Raw genomic sequence first — 21239 nt, forward strand, 5'->3', positions numbered from 1 at the left:
CGCGATAAATTATAATTGACTTCGCGTCACACATTCTTGTAACTTTATCCTACCATCTAACGAGGAGGATAACGGGATGTCACTTACAAAAACAGTCTATGCTGCGACGACCATGGCGCTTGTCACAGCAGGGAGTGCAACCGCCGAGAATCTTGTCATCGCGACGGTGAACAACGGCGACATGGTCCGCATGCAGGGCTATACCGACAATTTCACGGAAAAAACCGGCCATACCGTCGAGTGGGTCACACTGGAAGAGAACGTTCTGCGCCAGCGTGTCACTACAGATATCGCGGCAAAGGGCGGTTCATTCGACATCATGACAATCGGCATGTATGAAACACCCATCTGGGCGGCCAACGATTGGCTGGTCCCGCTGGACGGCCTGTCCGACGCGTACGATGCGGATGACATCCTGCCCGCGATGCGCGAAGGCCTGAGCTATGATGGCACGCTCTATGCCGCGCCGTTCTACGGCGAAAGCTCGATGATCATGTACCGCACCGACCTGATGGAGAAGGCCGGTCTGGAAATGCCACAGGCTCCGACGTGGGACTTCATCCGCGAAGCGGCGGCGGCGATGACGGATCGCGAAAACGACATCAACGGCATCTGCCTGCGCGGCAAGGCCGGCTGGGGTGAAGGTGGTGCGCTCATCACCGTGACGGCCAACTCCTTCGGTGCGCGCTGGTTCGACGAGGACTGGAACGCCCAGTTCGATCAGCCCGCCTGGAACGAAGCCCTCACGTTCTTTGTCGAGATGATGAACGAATCCGGCCCCAACGGCTATGCGACGAACGGCTTCAACGAGAACCTGAACCTGTTCCAGCAAGGCAAATGCGGCATGTGGATCGACGCGACTGTCGCGGCCTCCTTTGTGACCAATCCTGACGATTCCACGGTTGCCGACAAGGTCGGCTTTGCCCTCGCGCCAAACACCGGGAAGGGCAAGAACGCGAACTGGCTCTGGGCCTGGGCACTGGCGATCCCCGCCGGCACACAGAAGGAAGACGCCGCCAAGGAGTTCGTCGAGTGGGCGACTTCGAAGGAGTACATCGAGCTCGTCGCGGCCAACGAAGGCTGGGCGAACGTCCCTCCAGGTGCACGCACATCGCTGTACGAGAACGAAAACTACAAGGCCGTTCCTTTCGCAGCCATGACGCTTGAATCCATCAACGTGGCAGACCCGAAGAACCCGACGGTCGATCCGGTTCCTTACGTTGGCGTCCAGTTCGTCGCGATCCCCGAGTTTGCGGGCATCGCAACGGAAGTCAGCCAGGAATTCTCCGCCGTCTACGCCGGTCAGCAGACCGTCGAGGAAGCGCTTGAGAAGGCACAGGCCCTGACCAACGACGCAATGGAAGCCGCTGGCTACCGCTAAGCTGTCCGACTTTCGGGGGGCGGTCAGTCCTGCCCCCCGAACATCGAAATTTTCTCCTTTCGCAGCTCCGTTCAAGATAACCTAGGGTTATCAACAGAGGAGGTATGCCCGATGGCAACCCAACATTCCCGATCTGCCGCCCGCATCATGATGGCCCCCGCCGTCGTCTTGCTTCTCGGCTGGATGCTCATCCCGCTGATCATGACATTGATATTCTCGTTCAAGAAGTACCTGCCGATGCGCGGCGGCGATCTGGGGTGGGTCGGCTTCGAGAACTACGTCCGTTTCGTCAGTTCCAGCGCCTTCTGGCCATCGGTCTCCGCCACCTTGATCATCGTGGGCGGCGTGCTGGCGATCACCATCGTCTTCGGCATCCTGCTGGCCATCCTGCTCAATCAGCCGATGTGGGGCCAGGGTGTCGTTCGAATTCTGGTGATTGCACCGTTTTTCGTCATGCCCACTGTTTCCGCCCTTGTCTGGAAAAACATGTTCATGGATCCCACCAACGGCCTGTTCGCCCATCTGTGGCGGTTCTTCGGCGCCGAGCCGGTCTCGTGGCTGTCGGAGGCTTCCTTGCCCTCCATCGTGTTGATCGTGTCCTGGCAGTGGTTGCCCTTTGCCACGCTGATCCTGCTGACGGCGATCCAGTCGCTTGACAGCGAACAGTTGGAAGCCGCGGAAATGGATGGCGCGCCACCGCTCAAACGCTTCGCCTTTATCACCCTGCCCCACCTGAGCCGTGCCGTCACGATCGTGCTGCTGATCCAGACGATCTTCCTGCTGGCAATCTTCGCCGAAATCTTCGTCACCACGGGCGGCGCATTCGGAACCCGCACACTTACCTACCTGATCTTCCAGCGCGTGCTTGAAAGTCAGAACATCGGGCTTGGGTCCGCAGGTGGTGTTTACGCAATCATTCTCGCCAATATCGTTGCCATCTTCCTGATGCGCATCGTCGGCAAGAATCTCGACGCTTGAGGAGGATAGAATGGCCCGCTCAGTAAAAACGCAACGCAAGATCATCAACACGGCCGCAGCCTGGGGCATTGGTTTGCTGATCTTCTTCCCGATCCTCTGGACGATCCTCACCAGCTTCAAGACCGAAGCAACGGCGATCGCAGACCCTCCGGTCTTCCTCGCTTTCAACTGGACGATGGAAAACTACACTGCCGTTCTGGAGCGTTCGAACTATGCCAAGTTCCTGTGGAACTCGATTATCATCGCCGGCGGTTCCACGATCCTCGGTATCATTATCGCAGTTCCCGCCGCCTGGTCGATGGCCTTCGTGCCATCAAGACGGACCAAAGACATTCTGCTCTGGATGTTGTCGACCAAGATGCTGCCGGCCGTGGGTGTGTTGTATCCGATCTACCTGATCTGCATCAAACTCGGGATCCTCGACAGCCGCATCGCGCTTGTCATCATCCTGATGTTGATGAACCTGCCGATCATCGTCTGGATGCTCTACACCTACTTCCGCGAAATTCCGGGCGAGATCCTCGAAGCCGCGCGGATGGACGGTGCTTCGCTGAAGGAAGAGATCCTCTATGTTCTCACGCCAATGGCGATCCCGGGCATTGCCTCGACCCTGCTGCTGAACTTTATCCTGGCGTGGAACGAGGCGTTCTGGACCCTGAACCTGACGGCGGCCAACGCGGCCCCTCTGACGGCCTTCATCGCCAGCTACTCCAGCCCCGAAGGGTTGTTCTTCGCCAAACTCAGTGCGGCCTCGACGATGGCCATCGCACCGATCCTCATTCTCGGCTGGTTCAGCCAGAAACAACTTGTCAGCGGCCTGACCTTTGGCGCCGTGAAATAAATCGCCCTCATGTAGCGTAGCGATAGGGCTACTGGAAAGGAACCTGACCAATGGGACAGATTAAACTCAATCAAGTGACCAAGAGCTTTGGCGATGTGCAAGTCATTCCACCGCTCGACCTGACAATCGAAGATGGCGAGTTCACGGTCTTTGTCGGACCGTCGGGTTGCGGCAAATCCACCCTGCTGCGCCTGATCGCGGGGCTTGAGGACATCACCTCCGGCCACATCGACATCGACGGAAGTGATGCCACCAACGTGCCACCCGCCAAGCGCGGTCTGGCGATGGTGTTCCAGTCCTACGCGCTTTATCCGCACATGTCGGTGCGCAAGAACATCGCGTTCCCGATGAAGATGGCGGGCGTGCCGGAGGACGAACAGAAGCGTCGGATAGACGCGGCCGCGAAGGCGCTGAACCTCACCGACTACATCGACCGCAAGCCGGGCCAGCTTTCGGGCGGGCAACGTCAGCGGGTCGCCATCGGTCGGGCCATTGTGCGTGAACCTTCGGCATTCCTGTTCGACGAGCCTCTGTCGAACCTCGATGCCGCATTGCGTGTCGGCATGCGGCTGGAGATCAGCGAGCTGCACAAGCGCCTTGCGACGACCATGATCTACGTCACCCACGACCAGGTCGAAGCGATGACCATGGCCGACAAGATCGTCGTGCTGCGCGCCGGTTTCATCGAACAGGTCGGCTCCCCGCTTGAGCTGTACCACACGCCACGCAACGAGTTCGTGGCCGGCTTCATCGGCTCGCCCAAGATGAACCTGATCAAAGGCACCGAGGCGCAAAAGCACGGGGCCGCGACCATCGGTATACGCCCCGAGCACACTGACGTCAGCAAGACCGAAGGCATGTGGAAAGGCCGCGTCGGCGTGGCCGAGCATCTGGGATCGGACACGTTCATCCACGTCCACGACACAGGCCTCGAAACGGGGCCGGACGATCTTTTCACCGTGCGCATCACCGGCGACATCCAGGCCAAGCATGGCGACGATATCTACCTCACCCCACAGCTCGACAAACTGCACAAGTTCGACGCGCAGGGCCTGAGGGTCGATTGATGCAACTGGCTGGAAAAACAGCCCTGATAACAGGTGCCGCCCGTGGAATCGGGCGGGCCTTTGCAGCGGCCTACCTGCGCGAAGGCGCGCGGGTTGCCATTGCCGACATCGACGCGGCGCGCGCCGAGGCGACAGCCGATGCGTTGGGTGAGGATGCGATAGCGATCCGCATGGATGTGACGGATCAAACCAGCATCGACGACGCAGTACGCAACACGGTCGATCGTTTCGGCCAGATCGACATCCTCATCAACAATGCCGCACTCTTTACCGCCTCCCCCATCGTCGAAATTGAGCGCGCCGATTACGCGCGGGTCTTTGACATCAACGTGGCCGGGACGCTGTTCACGACACAAGCCGTGGCCCGCCATATGATAGCGCGGGGTGGTCGTGGCAAGATCATCAACATGGCCAGCCAGGCCGGACGGCGCGGCGAACCTCTGGTTGCGGTCTATTGCGCGACCAAGGCGGCAGTGATCAGCCTGACACAATCTGCCGGGCTTGATCTGATCAAACACGGTATAAACGTGAACGCAATTTCCCCAGGTGTCGTCGACGGCGAACACTGGGATGGCGTGGACGCGTTCTTTGCGAAACATGAACACAAGGCACCCGGTCAGAAGAAACGAGAAGTCGGCGCTGCCGTGCCTTTTGGACGCATGGGCACCCCCGACGATCTGACCGGCATGGCCGTTTTTCTGGCCAGCGATGCGGCGAACTACATCGTCGCGCAAACCTATAACGTGGATGGTGGACAATGGATGAGCTGATCTCCCTTTCGAACGCAACGCTTGATCAACTGAACGTGGAACGCCCCCGCTATGACCGCGCGGCGCTGACAGCGGGTATCGTGCATATCGGCGTCGGGAACTTTCACCGCGCGCATCAGGCGTGGTATCTGCACCGGCTGATGCAGGGCGGTCAGGCGCACGACTGGGCCATCATTGGTGCCGGCGTACGTCCCTACGACGCCGCGATGCGCGACAAGCTGCTGGCACAGGATTGCCTGACCACACTGATTGAACTCGATCCGAAAAATGTCTCGGCCGAGGTCGTCGGTTCGATGATCGGCTATCTACCCATCGAAGAAGGCAATGCGCCGCTGATCCGTCAAATGTCGGATCCCGCCATTCGGATCGTCGCCATGACCGTGACCGAAAGCGGCTATTACATCGACCCCGTCACAAAAGGCTTCGACGGCGCGCATCCGGATCTGGTCCATGATGCGGCGCGCCCGGACGCCCCCCGGACCGCGTTCGGCGCCATCGTCGCCGCCCTGCGCGCGCGCCGCAATGCAGGCCATGGGTCGTTCACCGGCCTGAGCTGCGATAACCTGCAGGGCAACGGTGACATCCTGCGCCAGACCGTTGTGTCGCTGGCCAGAATGTCCGACCCCGATCTTGCCGACTGGATCGAGAGCAACGTGACCTTCCCCAATTCGATGGTCGATTGCATCGCCCCCGCAACTGGCCCGAAAGAGCTGGCACTGGCCGCCGATTTCGGGATCAAGGATGCCGCCGTCGTTACCCACGAGGCGTTCCGCCAGTGGGTCATCGAGGACAAGTTCTGCGCCGGTCGTCCGGCGTGGGATCAGGTCGGCGCCACATTCTCGGATAATGTACACGCCTACGAGACAATGAAAATCCGTATCCTGAATGCGGGGCACCAGGTCATCGCCAATATCGGCGAGATACTGGCCATCGAGACCATCGCCGAATGTATGGCCCATCCCGGCATCCGCGACTTCTTCGGCAAGGTCCAGAGAACCGAAATCGCACCAACCGTCGCCCCCGTTCCGGGAAAAACACCTGTCGCGTACGTCGATCTGATCGAAGAGCGATTTTCCAACCCGCGGATCGTCGACACGACCCGGCGGGTGGCGTACGACGGCTCCGCCCGTCATCCCGGCTTTGTCCTGCCGATCCTGCGCGACCAACTGGCGGCCGGACGTTCCGTCGAAGGTCTCGCTCTGGTCGAGGCTTTTTGGGCCCGCATGTGCGCCGGCACCCGCGAGAACGGGACCGTGATCGAGGCAAACGATCCGATGTGGAATGACCTGACACAGGCTGCGCAGTCCGCAAAATCACGACCCGCAGCGTGGCTGGAGCAACGCAGGATCTACGGCGATCTGATCGAATCCAAGCCGTTTTCCGAGGCGTTCTGCAAATGGCTCCCGCTGATCTGGACCCAGGGGTGCGAAACCGCACTCAGCGAATATGCGCGGCACGCGCACGAAAAGGCGTCCGTCTAGATCTACGCAAGGCCCGTGTCGTTGACCCCGCGCTTGAACCGTGTCTACCGGACGGTCCTTGCGTTCCCCTCAGCATGCTCGGCGCGTACGTCTCTGGCGTAGAACGGGAAACCGCCATCGGTCGCGAACGGCCGGATCCGGTGAACCTCTTTTCAGGTTTGCATCGCTCGATCTCGGAGAAAAGAACCGGGCGGGCCGCCCGCGTTCATCGCCGGTCAAATCCATAGCCTGGACGACCTCACGAACACCATGATGAGACCGTCACGTTTCCTAAGGGACGTCTGCTCCGGACAGAGGGGGTGACGGCTTTGGAATGCCGCTACTGCCGTGTACTGGTCAATGGCCCTGCCCCGCCTGCGGTCTGACCATGCAAACCACCTCACATCGCCCGGGGTCACAACGGGCGTCGGCTATGGCTTTTGGTCGGACACCAGCCGCATCCCGAGATGCGCGGGCGGCGCGCCCACGGCGCAACCGCCCCGCGCCGGATCGCGTTCGAGAAACGAAATCGCCGCGACATGCTCCCCGCCGACGAAGAACGCCGGGCAGCGGTCCGGTCTAAGCGTGCCCTCGTAGGCCCCCGCATAGCAGTCCGATGTCCATTCCCAAACGCTGCCGTCCAGATCAGCGATGCCCTGCGACGTGGTCGCAAACGCCCCCTGGGCGCGCAATGTCCGCTTAGTTTGCGGCGCGGTCAGGTAGGCGGAGGCCCACGATAACTCCGGTGCGGTGAAGATCGGGTCGGGGGCCTGTGGCAGAACTTCCGCCGCCATATGCTCCCACTCCGCCAGACTGGGCAGCCGGAATTTGTACCCCGTGGTGCGGTTGATCCAATCAAGGTAGTGGCCCGCATCGACGAAGGAGAGGCCGGTTGCGGGGGTGGTTTCTGAGTTTTTTCCCGCCGGCGCCCGCAGCGTGATGCCGCACGCGCCCGCCCGCGCACAGGCGTTCCATTCCGCCACCGTGACCTCGTATTTCTGCACGAAAATCCGTGTGCCCAGCGGCATCACAACGGGGTAATCAGCCATCACCGGCGGATCGGCGGGATCGGGGCCGCGCTGAATCATCAGCGCGGCCCCGACAACGCCCACCCCGACGACCACCACCAATGCCGCTGTTCTGCGCAGGGATCTTTTAGGTCTGGCGACGGTCATGGCCGGTCCCCTTCTCGGTCAGGTCTGGAATGCGCGGGGGGCCACGATCTGCTCCATCAGCGCGTTGTCCCACGCGCCCTCGACAACGAAATGCGCGGTGGCGCCCAGCAGGGCAGCCTCGATCAGATTGTGGTTCACGTAGGCATAAACGCCGGGCTGCTCGAAGGTGTACATCGCCGCGACCGCACTGCCGCCGCGGACAAACCATGTCTCCATGCCGGTGTTGGGCGTATCGCTGAACGAGGTCTCCCAGACGTAGTTGCCATGCCCGCCGATAAGGTGCGGGCGCGAATCGCGGTTGGCCTGATTGTGGATCATCAGCACGGTCTCGCCGACACGGGCCTTCAGCGCATGCGCGCCTGTCAGGGCACCCACCGCGCCGTTGAACACCGAATGGGTCGGGGTCAGGGTGCGCATCGCGTCCAGACTGTCGGCATAATCCTCGCCCGCTGTGGCATAGCTGATGTAATCGCCGTTCTCGTCCATCGGCAGGTAATAGTCCTGCTCGCCGATATAGGCGATTGAGTCGTAGTACAGGGCGTTGCCGTCGCGGTCCTTGAGCCCGTCACGCGGCAGCACCATGACGGCACCGTTCATGCCGTGGCACACATGATAGGGGATCATCGCACCACCGGGGGCGCAGTGGTAGGTAAAGCACCCCGGCTTTGTCGCCTTCCAGCGCAGCACGCATTCCTCACCGGGATACACATGGGTCAGCCCGCCCCCGCCAAGCGCGCCGGTGGAGGCGTGGAAGTCGATGTTGTGCTCCATCTGGCTGTCGGCGGGGTTGCGCAGCGTCAGCTCGATCATGTCGCCCTCGTGACACACGATCAGCGGCCCGGGGACCGACCCGTTGTAGGTCAGGGCCCAGATGCTGGCGCCCGTATCCTCGTCCACCACCATCAGTCGTTCGGTGGTATCCATGGTGATTTCGATGATTTTCGGACCGCCCGTTGCGACCTGTTCGTGAATCGGCGCAAAGGGGGGGGCGACCATCTCCTGCTTAACGCGGGTATAGCCGGACAGATCGGCGGGTTTGGCCGCGCTGCCACGCGACTGATCGGCGGACGCCTTGTACAGATTGGCCGATTGCGTATTTGCCGCATACAGCTTGGGGCTGCGCGGCGCGGCCATGCCTTTCGCGCCGGTCAGGGCAGCGGCACCGGCCAGAACGGATCCGCGCAGAACATTGCGGCGGCTGGTTTTCATGAGGCCCGGATTGATGAACTTGGTCATTTCGGTCTCCCCTTTGGGGGTTGCGCGGCACGGGTCGTCGCGTCGTGCCGCTAAATTTGATCTAAAAATATGGCGTTACAGATTGCCGAGTTGCGCTTCGAAACGCTCTTTGGCTTTTTTCGGCACCCGGCCTTCGAGAAAGCCGTCGGGGGCGGTGTCAGCGTCACCCACTTCGATCGTCATCACCATGCCCATCGCGTAGTGTGGCTTGCACATAACGCCATAGACGCCTTCGACATCGAAAGTAGCCTCGATTTCCTTGTTCATCTTGCCGATGAAGCTTTCGGCCCCTTCCGGCATCATGCCTTTCACGGTTTCGGCGTTGTGACCCTTGTCGGTCGGGACGAACAGAACGCTGTCACCGGCAGCGATTTGCAAGAACGAAGGCTCAAAGACCATCGTGCCCTCCGCCCCCTTGTTGAGCATCCTGACCTCGAAGGTCTCGGCATAACCGGCGCCGGACAGGGCAAGTCCGAGGGCGAGCGTTAATGAAGATGTGCGAAGCATTTTGCTTTCCTTTCGATTGGTGTTGCACGCACATTACGGCGACCCCGGCGGCCCACCTTGCGCTGGCGCAACAAGAATGGCCGTGTTTTGTTGATGGGGATCTATTTGATGGCTCTGGCCGCGCAACTATGCAAAATGCCGTTATGACACGCTCCCGCACCGCACCACGGCTTGACGAAAGCCTTCTGAACAATGTGCCTCCCTTCTCGAAACTCGACAGCCGGCAGATCCGGGAGATTCTGGATCTGGCCAGCTCGCGGCGTTACGACGAAGGGGTTGCGGTATTTGAGGAAGGTCACGACGCCGACCGTTTCTATATGCTGCTGGATGGATACATCCGTGTCGTGCGCATAACGCCGGGCGGCGAGCAGGTGATCGCGCTGCATATTCCCAGCGGGCAGCTTTTTGGAATTGCGCGGGCCCTGGGGCGCACGACATATCCGGCGACCGCGATCACGGCGGCGGAATCCATCGCGCTGTCATGGCCGACACGGCTGTGGGATCAATTCACGGCACACTACGACGGCTTTGCGACCGAGACCTATAAAACGGTCGGCACCCGGGTCGGCGAAATGAACACCCGTATCATGGAAATGGCGACACAGCAGGTCGAACAGCGCATCGCAAACGCCCTGCTCCGGTTGATCAATCAGACGGGCCGCAAGGTCGCCACCGGGATCGAGATCGATTTCCCGATCACCCGTCAGGATCTGTCGGAGATGACCGGAACTACCCTGCACACCGTCAGCCGTACGCTGAGTGCGTGGGAAAAACAGGGGCTGGTGGCGAGCGGGCGCAAGAGGATCACCGTGTCCGATCCGCACCAGCTTGTGTTGTTGGCGAACGCTGCGCGCTGATCACAGCGCGCAGCTCTGCGTAGAAGCTATCGACATCCAGCCCGTATTCGGCGCAGGCGTCGATCACCGAATGAAACGGGTTCACCAGACATCCCACGCACAGCATATCGTGGCGCATGAAAACCGCGATGGTCGCCGGCCAGGCTTCCATCAGATCTTCCAGAGGCAGGTCGGGATCGTCCAGACGTTTGCGCTGCATGGCACCCTCGTTTTTCCTCCACCGAAGGTAGCGCCTCAATCCCGCGAAACATTGCGCTGGCGCAAACTTCTTCGCCCGCACCCGACCTAGGGTCTCAGCATCCATACATTATCGGGGGCTGCGACGCATGGCTGAATTCCTAACCAAATCAAGGGCGCGAAACGTGTTCTACGGCGGGTCGATCTTCTTTGTGGTGGTCTTCATCGCATTGACCGCCCAAAGCCACAGGTATGTGGTCGACACCTCGACCGCTGGAATGCCGCTGACCGATGATGTCAGGCTCGGGAAGCATGTGTGGGAGCGTCACTCGTGCATCAACTGTCACACCCTGCACGGAGAGGGCGCGTATTTTGCGCCCGAGGTTGGCAACGTGATGACGCGCTGGGGCGTGCAGGACAGCCCCGAGGACGCGTTCGACATATTGAAAGGCTGGATGGAAAGTCAGCCCAGCGGCATCGAAGGCCGCCGCCAGATGCCGCAGTTCAATCTTACCGACGAGGAAATTCGCGCGCTGGCCGAGTTCCTGCGCTGGGCCGATCAGACCGACACGCAAGGATGGCCGCCCAATGAAGCGGGTTGAAGCGGGGCACGCCCTCTCGAAAACAGTGATCGCAGATCGGTTCAGCCTGCGCGAAAAGGAACAAACATCATGAAATATCAATCGCAAAAAGTGGCCTACGCCTATTTCGTCTGCGCGATGGCGCTGTTCGGGATCCAGGTCGTGGGCGGGTTGCTGGCGGGGTGGGTCTATGTGTCACCCAACTTCCTGTCCGAGCTGCTGCCCTTTAACATCATCCGGATGATCCACACCAACGCGCTGATCGTTTGGCTTTTGCTGGGCTTTTTCGGTGCTGCCTATTTTCTGGTACCCGAGGAATCGGAGCGTGAGGTCTTCTCGGTGAAACTCGCCTATCTGCAACTGATCATCCTGGTGGTTGGCACGCTGGGTGCGGTCGGCAGCTATCTTGTCGGCATCCACGGCGGGCGCGAATTTCTCGAACAGCCGCTCTGGGTCAAGTTCGGCATCCTGGTGGCGGCGCTGATCTTTCTGTTCAACATCTCGATGACCGTTCTCGCGGGCAAGAAGACGGCGATCACCAACGTGCTGCTCATGGGCCTGTGGCTCTTGTCGCTGCTCTGGGTCTTTGCCTTCATCAACCCCGACAACCTGTCGCTTGACAAGATGTACTGGTGGTTCGTCGTGCACCTGTGGGTCGAGGCGACATGGGAGCTGGTGATGGCTGCGATCCTCGCCTTCTTGCTGCTCAAGCTGACCGGTGTGGACCGCGAAGTCGTTGAAAAATGGCTCTATGTCATCGTCGCCACCGCGCTTTTCTCGGGTATCCTGGGCACCGGCCACCACTTCTACTGGATCGGCTTGCCGGGCTATTGGCAGTGGGTCGGATCGATCTTCTCGACGTTCGAGGTGATCCCGTTCTTCCTGATGATGTCGTTTGCCTTCGTCATGGTCTGGAAAGGCAAGCGCAACCACCCAAACAAGGCCGCATTGCTGTGGTCGCTGGGGTCCAGCACGGTCGCCTTCTTCGGCGCGGGTGTCTGGGGCTTTCTGCACACACTGCACGGAGTGAACTTCTACAGCCACGGCACGCAGATCACCGCCGCCCACGGACACCTGTCTTTCTATGGTGCCTATGTCGCGCTGAACCTCGCGATCTTCAGCTACGCGATGCCGCTGCTGCGCCAACGTCAGCCCTATAATCAGGTGCTCAACATGGCGAGCTTCTGGCTGATGACCGGCGGCATGGCCTTCATGACCTTCGTGCTGACCTTTGCGGGCACCATCCAGACCCACATGCAACGCGTCGTCGGAGACTACTACATGGAGGTGCAGGACAGCCTGTCGATCTTCTACATGATGCGCTTCGGCGCGGGCCTTGCCGTGGTGATCGGGGCGATCTTGTTCATCTACAGCCAGTTGGTCGTGCGTGACCGCGAAGTCATCGCGCCCGGTCCGGCGCAACCTGTTGCAGGAGAATGACAATGAGAGACTTCACCACTATGGACGTGCCACACTACGCCCCCTCGGGCCGCGAATGCGACCTGTTCGAAATGGCCTACAGCAACGGATTGCCGCTTCTCTTGAAGGGGCCGACCGGGTGCGGCAAGACACGCTTTGTCGAGCATATGGCGGCAAAACTGGGCAGGCCTCTCTTTACAGTGGCGTGTCACGACGATCTGTCCGCCGCCGATCTCATCGGGCGCTACCTGCTTAAGGGCGGCGAGACGATCTGGGTCGACGGGCCGCTGACCCGCGCCGTGCGCGAGGGCGGGATCTGCTATCTCGATGAGGTGATCGAGGCGCGCAAGGACGTGACCGTGGTTCTTCATCCGCTAACGGACAATCGGCGCAGCTTGATGATCGACCGCACCGGCGAAACCCTGACCGCGCCCGCGGATTTCATGCTGGTGGCCAGCTACAACCCCGGCTATCAGAACGTGCTCAAACGCATGAAGCCTTCGACCCGGCAGCGGTTCCTGTCGATCACTTTCGACTTTCCCAAACCCGACCTCGAACTTGCCGTCGTCGTGCACGAAAGCGGGCTCGATGCCGGGCGGGTGGCCCCTCTCGTTCGGCTCGCGGGTCATATCCGCGCGCTGTCCGGCATGGACCTCGAAGAAGGCGTTTCGACGCGATTGCTGATTTATGCAGCGACGCTGATGGCCGGCGGCATGGGCGTGATACAGGCGGTCGAGGCTGCGATTATCGAACCATTGAGCGATGACGCGGACATCCAGTCTGCGCTGCGTGATCTGGTCGCCACCGTCTACGGCTGAGGGAGGCGTATCATGAAACTGATGGATCTGATGGAGCCGGAAGAGACCATCGGCAACCTGTGGCACGATATGGCGCACGGGATGGGCGGCGACACCTGCTTCCTCGACGCGGCGGTGCCGCTGACGCAGGTGCGCCAGAGCCTGACAATGCTCTTTCGCGCGCTCGGTGGTGATGCGGGCGTGACGTTGAGCGAAGCACCCGCCACGCTGGTCCGGCACCGCCGCAGCCTGCACCGCAAACTCGGTGCCGAGCGGGAAAAGGAATATGTCGCCAGCTTTGACGGCGCCCGGCTTCGTCTTGCGCCGTTCATCGCCGCCTTTGACGATCCCGAACTGAACCGGGCCGCCTATTTCTGGCTGGTGGCGCTCGCGGCGCACGCGCGCGTGCCGGATGCGGCGCAAAACCCTTTTGCTGCGGATCGCGCCCAGATCAGCGCCAATAGCGCGGCGTGCGATCTTGTGGGTGTCGCCTGTCCGGGGTTGCGCGATGCCTATCGCCGGATGTGCGTATCCGCCCTGACAGCGCGCCCCGCCCTGCGTCTGCCGGCGGCGGAAACGGCGATGGAACGGGCCGTGCGCGCGGAGTTAACCGGCCAGAAATCTAACCTCGACCCCGTAGAGGTCGACCGCCACTACATGACCTTCGCACCGGTCTCGTTCTGGTTGCGCTTTGACGCTCCCGGCGCGGGGAACGCCGCGCAAGAGGCCACGGAAACCGCAGCCGCACCGCCCCCCGTGGCCGCCACCACCACCCGCAAGCTGGGCGCGCGCAAGGAGCGCGACGAAGCAAATCGCAAGGACAGCTTTATCCTGCACCGGTTCGAGTCGATCCTGTCGTGGGTGGAATCCATGAACCTCAACCGCAGCGTCGATGACGACGATGCCGAAAACGCTCAAAAAGCGGCGGACGATCAGGACGAGATTACCCTGTCCAAGGTGGACAAACGCGCCGCCACCCGCCTGCGCCTGCATCTTGACCTGTCGCCCGCCGACGCGGATCACGAAAAGGTGGCGGGCGCGTTCACCTATCCCGAATGGAACCACCGAAGTGCGACATATATGGACGCGCATTGCCGTGTTCTGGACGCGCCCGCCGTGCCCGACCCCGAAGACAGTTTCACTCCTGATCCCGCCCGTATCCGCGAGGTGCGACGCCAGTTCGAAACGCTGCGACCGCGCCGCGTCGTGCAACCGCGCCAGCTTGACGGGGCAGAGCTTGACCTGGATGCGCTGATCACCGCACAGGCCGATCTGCGTGCGACCGGACAGGGAAGCGACCGGATCTGGCAGGCCGCGCGGCAGCAAAGCCGGGACCTGGCAGTCGCCTTTCTCATCGACACCTCGCGCTCGACAGAGGCTGCGGTGGGCGATACCTGCGTGATCGACGTGGCGCGCGAAGCACTGGCCGCTCTGGCGGGCGGCATTGACGCGGCCGGCGACAGCCTTGGCATCTGGGGGTTCTCGTCACTGCGCCGCGATCGCGTGTTCCTGACGCGCTGCAAGGCATTCGAGGACAAGATGGGTCCGGCCATCACCGCCAACATCTGCGCGCTGCGTCCGGGGCATTACACCCGGCTCGGCGCGGCGATCCGGCATACCTCCGCGAGGCTGGCCGACCAACCCGCCGTGCGCAAGTTGCTGATCGTTCTGACCGATGGCAAGCCGAACGATCTGGACCACTACGAAGGGCAGCACGGGATCGAAGACAGCCGTCTCGCGGTACGCGAGGCGCGGCGGGCGGGCCAGTCGCTGCACGGCGTGATCATCGACGAGGATGGGCAGGACTGGTTCGCGCGCATCTTCGGACGCGGCGGATTCAGCCTGCTGCCCGATCCCGCGAGGTTGCCACGCGCCCTGCCCGATATTTACCGCACCCTGACACAGGAGACCTGACATGCGCCTTTTCCCTCTCATCGTGATGATCCTTGCCTCTCCCACCTGGGCCGGCAGCTTTGACCGTCCGATCCCCCAAGCGCAATCGGCAACCGCAGAATTATGGTTCGCGGTCGCCTCCCTCGCCCTCATTGCGGCGCTGTGGCTTGTCCACCATCTGGTGATGCGCAAGTGACCCAAGGCGGCTGGCCCACACGGTGGATTGCGCTGGTCCTTTATCCGCTTGCCGCGGGGGCGGCCGGTGTGAATGTATTTTTCGCGGCCCTTATCGGAAGCTGGGTGGGCGGTCCGATCCTGTCGACAGGCTGGTCATTCGCGCTGGGGTGTGTGATCGGCGTCCCCGCAACCCTGGTCTTTGCCCGCCACATCCGGCAACTTATGGACCGCGCCGAAAAGGAGGAGATCCCATGAAGATCGCACTGGAAAATGGCCGGGCCACCGTCGATGCCGACGATCTGGGGCCGCTGCTGGGCATCGCCCCCGCGCTGGTCCCCGAAAAGATGCGCAGCGGCGAGATCACCAGCCGGTTCGAGACAGGCACGCAAGACGATGCGGGGCGGTTCCGCCTGACATTCTTTCACGACCGCACCCGCCTTCGTCTGACCTGTTCGGCGGATGGCACTGTTCTGTCGACCACGCGCGTACCGGTCGGGAGATAGCGATGGCACGCACCACATCGACACAAAGACGCCAGTGGCGTGGTCCCGCTGTCCTGAGTTTCGGGTTCCGCCCGTTGTTCCTGCTGGCCGCCCTTTGGGCAGCGGGTGCGATGGCGGTCTGGAGCGCGATGCTGGCCGGGATGTTCACACTGCCGAGCCGGTTCGATCCCGTGACATGGCACGCGCATGAGTTCCTTTTGGGCTACCTCGGCGCCGTGATCGGAGGGTTCTTGCTGACGGCTGTGCCGAACTGGACAGGGCGCCTGCCGGTCGTCGGTTGGCGGCTTGGCGGTCTGTGCGCACTGTGGCTTGTCGGACGGCTGGCGATCGCCGTCTCGGCCTACTTGCCCGGGTGGGGTGTTGCGGGTGCGGATCTCATTTTCTTCGTCGTTCTCGCTGTTGTGATCCTGCGAGAGATCGTCGCCGGCAGAAACTGGCGCAATCTTCCGGTTCTGATCCTGCTGACTTTGCTGATACTTTCCAATGCGCTGTTTCACCTCGATGCTGGTCAAGGCGGGTACGCCGCCGGCGGGATTGGCCTTCGGCTGGGTCTGGCGACTGTGCTGGTTCTCATCGTGTTGATCGGCGGCAGGATCATTCCGTCATTCACCCGCAACTGGCTGGTCAAACGCGGTGCCACAGCTTTGCCGACACCGCCGATGCAGCGGTTCGACAAGGCGGCGATCGGGCTGACGGTTGCGGTCCTTATTGGCTGGTGCGTTGCACCCGGACATCCGCTTGCCGGTGTCGGCCTGCTGATCCTGAGCGTCGTTCATCTGGTGCGCTTTGCCCGTTGGCGTGCAGAGCGGACATTGGTCGAACCGCTGGTCTGGATCCTGCACGTTGCCTATGCGTGCATTCCGCTGGGGGCACTGGCGATGGGTTTGGCAATTCTGGTGCCGAGCTTCATTTCGCAGGCAAGTGCGCTGCATGTCTGGACCGTCGGCGCGATCGGGTTGATGACTGTCGCGGTCATGACCCGCGCGACGAAGGGCCATGTGGGCCGTCCGCTCGTGGCGGGTCGGCCCACCGTTGCGATCTATCTGGTGCTGATCGGATCCGTTATCTCTAGGCCCGCGGCGGATCTTGTGCCGCAGATGCGCGACGTGTTTCTGACCGTCTCAGCTACCCTATGGATCGCCTGTTTCGCGGGATTTGTGGTTGTCTATGGCCCGATGCTGCTGCGCACCAAACAGGAGCCCGCATCATGAGCTGGACCGGCTTTGCGGCCGTCATCGCCGCATTTTCCTGACCCACTCTCTTCCTGTCAGGCCCCGTATCCGCAACAGGATCGTCGGCGCGCTGGGAGAGCGCGGGTTCACCATCGGCTATTCCGTACTCTCTCTGATCATGCTGAGCGCCGTTATCGCGGCGGCAGGTTACGCCCCTTATCTCTTGTTATGGCCGCAAGCGCCGTGGCACCGCCTTGTCGTGGTCGCCGGGATGCTCGTGGTCTGCCTGATCCTCGCTTTCAGCCTTGGCCAGCCCAACCCGTTTTCCTTCGGCGGCGCGTATCACGACCGTTTCGATCCGCGACATCCCGGCATCGTCCGTTGGCTGCGCCACCCGGTGCTGGTGGCCCTGGCCCTTTGGGCCTCGCTTCATATCCTGCCGAACGGGGATCTGGCCCATGTGATCCTTTTCGGAATTTTCGCAGGCTTTGCGGTTCTGGGGCGCAGCTTGATCGACAGGCGAAAAAAGAAATACCTCACGCCGGAGCGTTGGCAGACGTTGCAAGCGCAGATCAAGAAGAGCCCCCTCTTGCCGATGCCGACCGACACGCGATGGGTGCTTGCGCGCATTGCTATTGCGCTGGCCGCATTCGTCGCCCTGCTGGCGGCTCATCCCGTGATTTTCGGGGTGCCTGCCCTATCGCTTTGATGGGTTTATTGGCACCTACTCGACCAGCAGCGCATCCAGCGCGCGGCGTGACCTTGCGACATCCGCCAATGTGAAACGGTCGAGAGTCGCAAAAAACGCTTCCTGCGCTTGCGCCAATGGCGCGCGCAATCCGCATGCGGGCAGGATCAGGCAGGACTTGTCCGTTCCAAAGCACTCTACCACCGGATCATCACGCTTAAGCGCGCGCACCACATCCCCGATCTTGATCGCCATAGCGGGCTTTGCCAGCGTCAGCCCCCCGTTTCGTCCACGTTCCGAGCGGACAAATCCTTCAGCAACGAGCTGGGTCGCAACTTTCGACAGGTGATGCTCGGAGAGCCCGTAGACAGCCGCGATGTGCGATGTTGCAACGCGCGCAGGCGCGCGCACCGCCAGCATGATGAGAACGCGCAATGCGTAGTCGGTGAACTTGTCCAGTTGCATCTTCGATAATTAGCATTTGATTTGCGCAATTAAAAGCATTAGATATTCCGTATATGAAATACTGAATAAAGGAACGAGACGATGACACTGTCAGAAGCATTTCTGTGGCCCGGTACGAAAGTATGCGAGCGCCTCGGCGTCGACCCCGAAGGTGAGGCCGGATTGATCCGCTGGATGGTCAACACGCTGGTCTACCTGGTGGTCAGTCTGATTTTTGTATGGCTTGTCATGGTGTGACCATGCCCCCGCGCATCCCCGTCACCCCGGAACAGATCGAGCGGGTCGTACACAAGTTCTACACCCGCGTAAGGGCGGACCCCGTACTCGGCCCGGTCTTTGCAGCGCATGTCACGCAGTGGCAGCCACACGAGGACAAGATCGGACGGTTCTGGCGCAATGCCTTGTTGCTGGAGCGTTGTTATGACGGCAACCCGATGCAGGTCCATTCCGCCGCCGGGAACGTCAGATCGCACCATTTCGAGATCTGGTTGGCACAGTTCGATACAGTGCTCGCCGAGGAGCTTCCGGCGGCGCTGGCGCAAAGCTGGTCAAGGCTCGCGCACAGAATCGGTCGCGGGCTGAGCTATGGCGTAGCCAGAGGGGATGCCACCGAACAGGTCCCCCACCTAGGATAACGGACACACCGCCGACCGACCCGCCACCGCGACACGGGGGCGCTCAGCTTAGCGCCTGAAACTCGACACGGCGGTTTTCGTCGGCGCGGCTGTCAGCGGGGTTCGCGGGAAACCGCTCTCCCATGCCGATGGTCTGGAGCCGCTCTGCGGCAATCCCGCAGCTTTCGGTCAGATGCCGCGCCACCTCCTGTGCGCGCAGCATCGACAGACGCTCGTTGTACTGCGCCGAACCGGACGTATCGGTGTGCCCGACGACGCGCACGAGGTTGATGTCGCTTTGCCTGAGCACCTGACACATCTTGTCGAGCTTGGGTTTCTCCGCATCCGAAAGCGCTGCGGAATCAAATCCGAAGGTGATCCGCAGATTGACCTGCAATTCGGGATCAAGCTTCCCAAAGACAACCGGCGTCGCCGCGATCGGCTTGTTGGGATCGGTCGGGGTAGGATCCGCCTGCGCCGTCACGGTTGTTGATCCTTGCGCAGCGGTGGCGTCCTCGACAGTCACCAACTTGAGTCCGCGCGATTGGCCCAGACCGTTGGTCGTGGCCTCGTTGAATGCCTCTTTCTGGCGCTCGAAAAGGCGGGTCAGTTCCTCGACCGACAGATCTTCCTGTGCCGCGAGCGGCGCGGCAAGCAGGCTTGAAAAAGCGAGGGCGGCGGTAAGAATATGTTTCATGGACTGGACCTGTGATAAAAATGGTTTTGCCGAAAAGCTAACCTAGGGTAACATCAAACCAGTTTCAAAGCAGCCTTTTTCAGAGAGTTCCTATGCCGATATCAGCCGGTTCCGGTTCTGTCGGGCGGAACCCGACGTGACCGACGGGGGGCAGGAATGACAGCGCCCGTAACCCGCGTACCGCCGCTCTACGCCGGAGCTGTGCCAAACTTCTTCGGTGCCGGCCTCACGCACACGGGTCTGGTGCGCGAACGCAACGAGGATTCGATCCTGACAGATCCATCCGGTGCGCTTTGGGCGGTTGCGGACGGCATGGGCGGATACGGGCACGGCGATGTAGCCTCGGATATCGTCATCGACAGGCTGAGCCGGGTGGCCGACGACGCGAGGGCGGTGCAGGCTCTGCGCCGGCAGCTTGAGGCCGCGAACACCGAAATTCTCGACCGCGCCAGAAATGCGGGACAAATGGGATCGACTGTCGTCGTGATGCACGTGCAGAACTCGACTGCAACGATCGTCTGGGTCGGCGATTGCCGTGCCTATCTGTTACGCGGCGGCTCACTGCGCCTTTTGACGCGCGATCATACGGTCGTGCAGGATATGGTCGATCAGGGCCTGCTGGGCGATGACCAGCGCGCCCAACACCCCGAACGCCACGTTATCACCCGCGCGGTGGGGGTCGAGCGCGCGGTGGAGATCGACAAGACCGTCGTACCGCTGGTCGCCGGCGACAAGGTGCTTTTATGCAGCGACGGGTTGACGGCCTGTCTTGGCGACCCCGAAATCGCGTCGCACATGTCTGCCGCCGCCACTCCCGCAGCAATGTGCGATGCGCTGGTGATCGCAGCGCTCGAATCCGGCGCGCCTGACAATGTATCGGTGGTTTCGGTATTCGGCAGCGAGGGATAGCAATGCGCCAAGGAATGCTGATTGGTCCCATCATCATCGCGATCGGCCTTGTGATGGCGGGTATAGCGGTGGCGGTCGTCGGCGCGCTGTTGCAGACCGCCGATGGCAGCACCGAATTGCGGCTTGAGAGAACAGAGGCGCAAACTGCCAGGATGCAATCGCAGATCGACACCCTGCGCTCGGAACTCAGGGATGCACAGGCGGAAATCAACCGATTGGCCGAAGAGGTAGCCCTTGGCGCAGCGGTGGTGCCCACGGACCCCACCGGTGCGCCCCTGACCCTGACGCCGCCACCCCAGCCGCAGGAAGACCAAGACCACGGCGGCACCGAAGCGATGACGGAAGTGATGAAACTGGCCAAGGCGCGGTTCAACAAGGGCATCAGCCAGCCCCGCAACCGGATCATGCTGGAGGTACTGGGCGTGCCGCGCAGTACGAAAACGATCAATTGCAGCGGCGTGACGAACCCCCGCCTGAAGGCGCTGCTGGAAACGCGACAGGTGGGTCCGATCCGCGTAACGATGCTGAAACCCGCGCTCGACAGTCTTGAACGCATCGTCTCGAAGCTGAAACAAAGCGAGCCTGACATCCACGATGCGCTTGGCACTGCCGGGGCGCTGTGCGCGCGGCTGATCCGGGGGTCGAGTTCTTCGTGGTCGAACCATTCGTGGGGCACCGCGATCGACGTAAAACTACAGGGACGTCTGGACGGTTTCGGCGACGGCGGCACGCAATTCGGTTTGTTGCTGTTGGCCGAATTGTTCAACGATGAGGGTTGGTATTGGGGGGCCACCTACAACCGCGAGGATTCCATGCATTTCGAAGTGGGCGTTGAAACGCTGCGGCGGTGGCAGACTGAAGGCAAGCTGTAGCCG

General features: G+C 61.5%; 26 protein-coding genes. 20 read left to right on the forward strand and 6 right to left on the reverse strand.

Translation table 11 applies throughout. From position 1 onward, the window contains the following. Positions 1-76: 76 nt before the first annotated feature. The 6 genes from Q1A06_RS06530 (at position 77) to Q1A06_RS06555 (ending at position 6518) form a co-directional block, all read left to right on the forward strand. Positions 77-1381, forward strand: coding sequence for a sugar ABC transporter substrate-binding protein (locus tag Q1A06_RS06530; protein WP_299560336.1), 1305 nt, complete (start codon positions 77-79; stop codon positions 1379-1381). Positions 1382-1492: 111 nt separating this feature from the next. Next, complete coding sequence (locus Q1A06_RS06535) at positions 1493-2359, forward strand: sugar ABC transporter permease (RefSeq protein WP_299560339.1); 867 nt, start codon at positions 1493-1495, stop codon at positions 2357-2359. A gap of 10 nt (positions 2360-2369) precedes the next feature. Next, positions 2370-3200, forward strand: a complete 831-nt coding sequence (locus tag Q1A06_RS06540) for a carbohydrate ABC transporter permease (RefSeq protein WP_299560342.1) — start codon at positions 2370-2372, stop codon at positions 3198-3200. 50 nt (positions 3201-3250) lie between these two features. Continuing rightward, the gene (locus Q1A06_RS06545) at positions 3251-4267 is read left to right on the forward strand and encodes an ABC transporter ATP-binding protein (protein WP_299560345.1); all 1017 of its coding nucleotides are present in this window, start codon (positions 3251-3253) and stop codon (positions 4265-4267) included. Continuing rightward, positions 4264-5037, forward strand: coding sequence for an L-iditol 2-dehydrogenase (locus Q1A06_RS06550; RefSeq protein ID WP_299560348.1), 774 nt, complete (start codon positions 4264-4266; stop codon positions 5035-5037). Before Q1A06_RS06545 ends, Q1A06_RS06550 begins: the two co-directional genes overlap by 4 nt. Next, entirely contained in the window at positions 5025-6518 is a 1494-nt protein-coding gene (locus Q1A06_RS06555; protein ID WP_299560351.1) for a mannitol dehydrogenase family protein, read from the forward strand. Before Q1A06_RS06550 ends, Q1A06_RS06555 begins: the two co-directional genes overlap by 13 nt. Positions 6519-6928: 410 nt before the next feature. Here the strand turns inward: Q1A06_RS06555 and Q1A06_RS06560 are convergent, their stop codons facing one another. From Q1A06_RS06560 to Q1A06_RS06570, 3 genes are all read right to left on the reverse strand, one after another. Further along, complete coding sequence (locus tag Q1A06_RS06560; RefSeq protein ID WP_299560354.1) at positions 6929-7672, reverse strand: SUMF1/EgtB/PvdO family nonheme iron enzyme; 744 nt, start codon at positions 7670-7672, stop codon at positions 6929-6931. An 18-nt stretch (positions 7673-7690) separates the two neighbouring features. Beyond that, on the reverse strand, positions 7691-8908 hold the full coding sequence (gene nirK, locus Q1A06_RS06565) for a copper-containing nitrite reductase (RefSeq protein WP_299560358.1): 1218 nt from the start codon (positions 8906-8908) through the stop codon (positions 7691-7693). Between the two features lie 75 nt (positions 8909-8983). After that, entirely contained in the window at positions 8984-9415 is a 432-nt protein-coding gene (locus tag Q1A06_RS06570) for a pseudoazurin (RefSeq protein WP_299560360.1), read from the reverse strand. 143 nt (positions 9416-9558) lie between these two features. Here Q1A06_RS06570 and Q1A06_RS06575 point away from each other — a divergent pair, with 143 nt between their 5' ends. Then, positions 9559-10272 (forward strand): Crp/Fnr family transcriptional regulator, encoded by a 714-nt coding sequence (locus Q1A06_RS06575; protein WP_299560363.1) that lies wholly within the window; start codon positions 9559-9561, stop codon positions 10270-10272. Here the strand turns inward: Q1A06_RS06575 and Q1A06_RS06580 are convergent. Further along, a complete protein-coding gene (locus tag Q1A06_RS06580) occupies positions 10220-10471 on the reverse strand; it encodes a DUF1858 domain-containing protein (RefSeq protein WP_299560366.1) in 252 nt (83 codons plus the stop codon). The genes Q1A06_RS06575 and Q1A06_RS06580 overlap by 53 nt on opposite strands. 127 nt (positions 10472-10598) lie before the next feature. Between Q1A06_RS06580 and Q1A06_RS06585 the strand changes: the two genes are divergently transcribed. The 9 genes from Q1A06_RS06585 (at position 10599) to Q1A06_RS06625 (ending at position 17700) form a co-directional block, all read left to right on the forward strand. After that, a complete protein-coding gene (locus Q1A06_RS06585; RefSeq protein ID WP_299560369.1) occupies positions 10599-11051 on the forward strand; it encodes a cytochrome c in 453 nt (150 codons plus the stop codon). Positions 11052-11120: 69 nt separating this feature from the next. Further along, positions 11121-12470 (forward strand): cbb3-type cytochrome c oxidase subunit I, encoded by a 1350-nt coding sequence (locus Q1A06_RS06590; RefSeq protein ID WP_299560372.1) that lies wholly within the window; start codon positions 11121-11123, stop codon positions 12468-12470. Positions 12471-12472: 2 nt separating this feature from the next. Then, entirely contained in the window at positions 12473-13267 is a 795-nt protein-coding gene (locus Q1A06_RS06595) for a CbbQ/NirQ/NorQ/GpvN family protein (RefSeq protein ID WP_299560375.1), read from the forward strand. 12 nt (positions 13268-13279) lie between these two features. Further along, on the forward strand, positions 13280-15160 hold the full coding sequence (locus Q1A06_RS06600) for a VWA domain-containing protein (RefSeq protein WP_299560377.1): 1881 nt from the start codon (positions 13280-13282) through the stop codon (positions 15158-15160). 1 nt (position 15161) lies between these two features. Beyond that, a complete protein-coding gene (locus Q1A06_RS06605; RefSeq protein WP_299560380.1) occupies positions 15162-15335 on the forward strand; it encodes a protein NnrT in 174 nt (57 codons plus the stop codon). Next, positions 15332-15571: an NnrT protein gene (locus Q1A06_RS06610; RefSeq protein WP_299560383.1), complete on the forward strand. Its 240-nt coding sequence runs from the start codon at positions 15332-15334 to the stop codon at positions 15569-15571. The genes Q1A06_RS06605 and Q1A06_RS06610 overlap by 4 nt, the downstream gene beginning before the upstream one ends. Continuing rightward, positions 15568-15819 (forward strand): DUF6522 family protein, encoded by a 252-nt coding sequence (locus tag Q1A06_RS06615; protein ID WP_299560386.1) that lies wholly within the window; start codon positions 15568-15570, stop codon positions 15817-15819. Before Q1A06_RS06610 ends, Q1A06_RS06615 begins: the two co-directional genes overlap by 4 nt. A gap of 2 nt (positions 15820-15821) precedes the next feature. Next, positions 15822-17030, forward strand: a complete 1209-nt coding sequence (locus Q1A06_RS06620) for an NnrS family protein (RefSeq protein WP_299560389.1) — start codon at positions 15822-15824, stop codon at positions 17028-17030. Continuing rightward, positions 16987-17700, forward strand: a complete 714-nt coding sequence (locus tag Q1A06_RS06625) for an NnrU family protein (RefSeq protein ID WP_299560392.1) — start codon at positions 16987-16989, stop codon at positions 17698-17700. The genes Q1A06_RS06620 and Q1A06_RS06625 overlap by 44 nt, the downstream gene beginning before the upstream one ends. A gap of 15 nt (positions 17701-17715) precedes the next feature. Here Q1A06_RS06625 and Q1A06_RS06630 read toward each other — a convergent pair whose 3' ends face one another. Next, the gene (locus Q1A06_RS06630) at positions 17716-18144 is read right to left on the reverse strand and encodes an Rrf2 family transcriptional regulator (RefSeq protein WP_299560395.1); all 429 of its coding nucleotides are present in this window, start codon (positions 18142-18144) and stop codon (positions 17716-17718) included. A gap of 81 nt (positions 18145-18225) precedes the next feature. Between Q1A06_RS06630 and Q1A06_RS06635 the strand changes: the two genes are divergently transcribed. Together Q1A06_RS06635 and Q1A06_RS06640 are read left to right on the forward strand one after the other, a co-directional pair. Then, positions 18226-18381 (forward strand): hypothetical protein, encoded by a 156-nt coding sequence (locus tag Q1A06_RS06635; RefSeq protein ID WP_299560398.1) that lies wholly within the window; start codon positions 18226-18228, stop codon positions 18379-18381. Positions 18382-18383: 2 nt separating this feature from the next. Beyond that, complete coding sequence (locus tag Q1A06_RS06640) at positions 18384-18779, forward strand: group III truncated hemoglobin (protein ID WP_299560401.1); 396 nt, start codon at positions 18384-18386, stop codon at positions 18777-18779. Between the two features lie 43 nt (positions 18780-18822). On the opposite strand, the gene Q1A06_RS06645 is transcribed toward Q1A06_RS06640, so the two are convergent. Beyond that, positions 18823-19455: an OmpA family protein gene (locus Q1A06_RS06645; RefSeq protein WP_299560404.1), complete on the reverse strand. Its 633-nt coding sequence runs from the start codon at positions 19453-19455 to the stop codon at positions 18823-18825. A gap of 156 nt (positions 19456-19611) precedes the next feature. On the opposite strand from Q1A06_RS06645, the gene Q1A06_RS06650 reads away from it, so the two are divergent. Continuing rightward, positions 19612-20364 (forward strand): protein phosphatase 2C domain-containing protein, encoded by a 753-nt coding sequence (locus Q1A06_RS06650; protein WP_299560407.1) that lies wholly within the window; start codon positions 19612-19614, stop codon positions 20362-20364. 14 nt (positions 20365-20378) lie between these two features. After that, entirely contained in the window at positions 20379-21236 is an 858-nt protein-coding gene (locus Q1A06_RS06655) for a M15 family metallopeptidase (protein ID WP_299560410.1), read from the forward strand. Positions 21237-21239: the final 3 nt, after the last annotated feature.

The sequence above is a fragment of the uncultured Sulfitobacter sp. genome, from assembly GCF_947497275.1.
Lineage (GTDB): Bacteria > Pseudomonadota > Alphaproteobacteria > Rhodobacterales > Rhodobacteraceae > Sulfitobacter.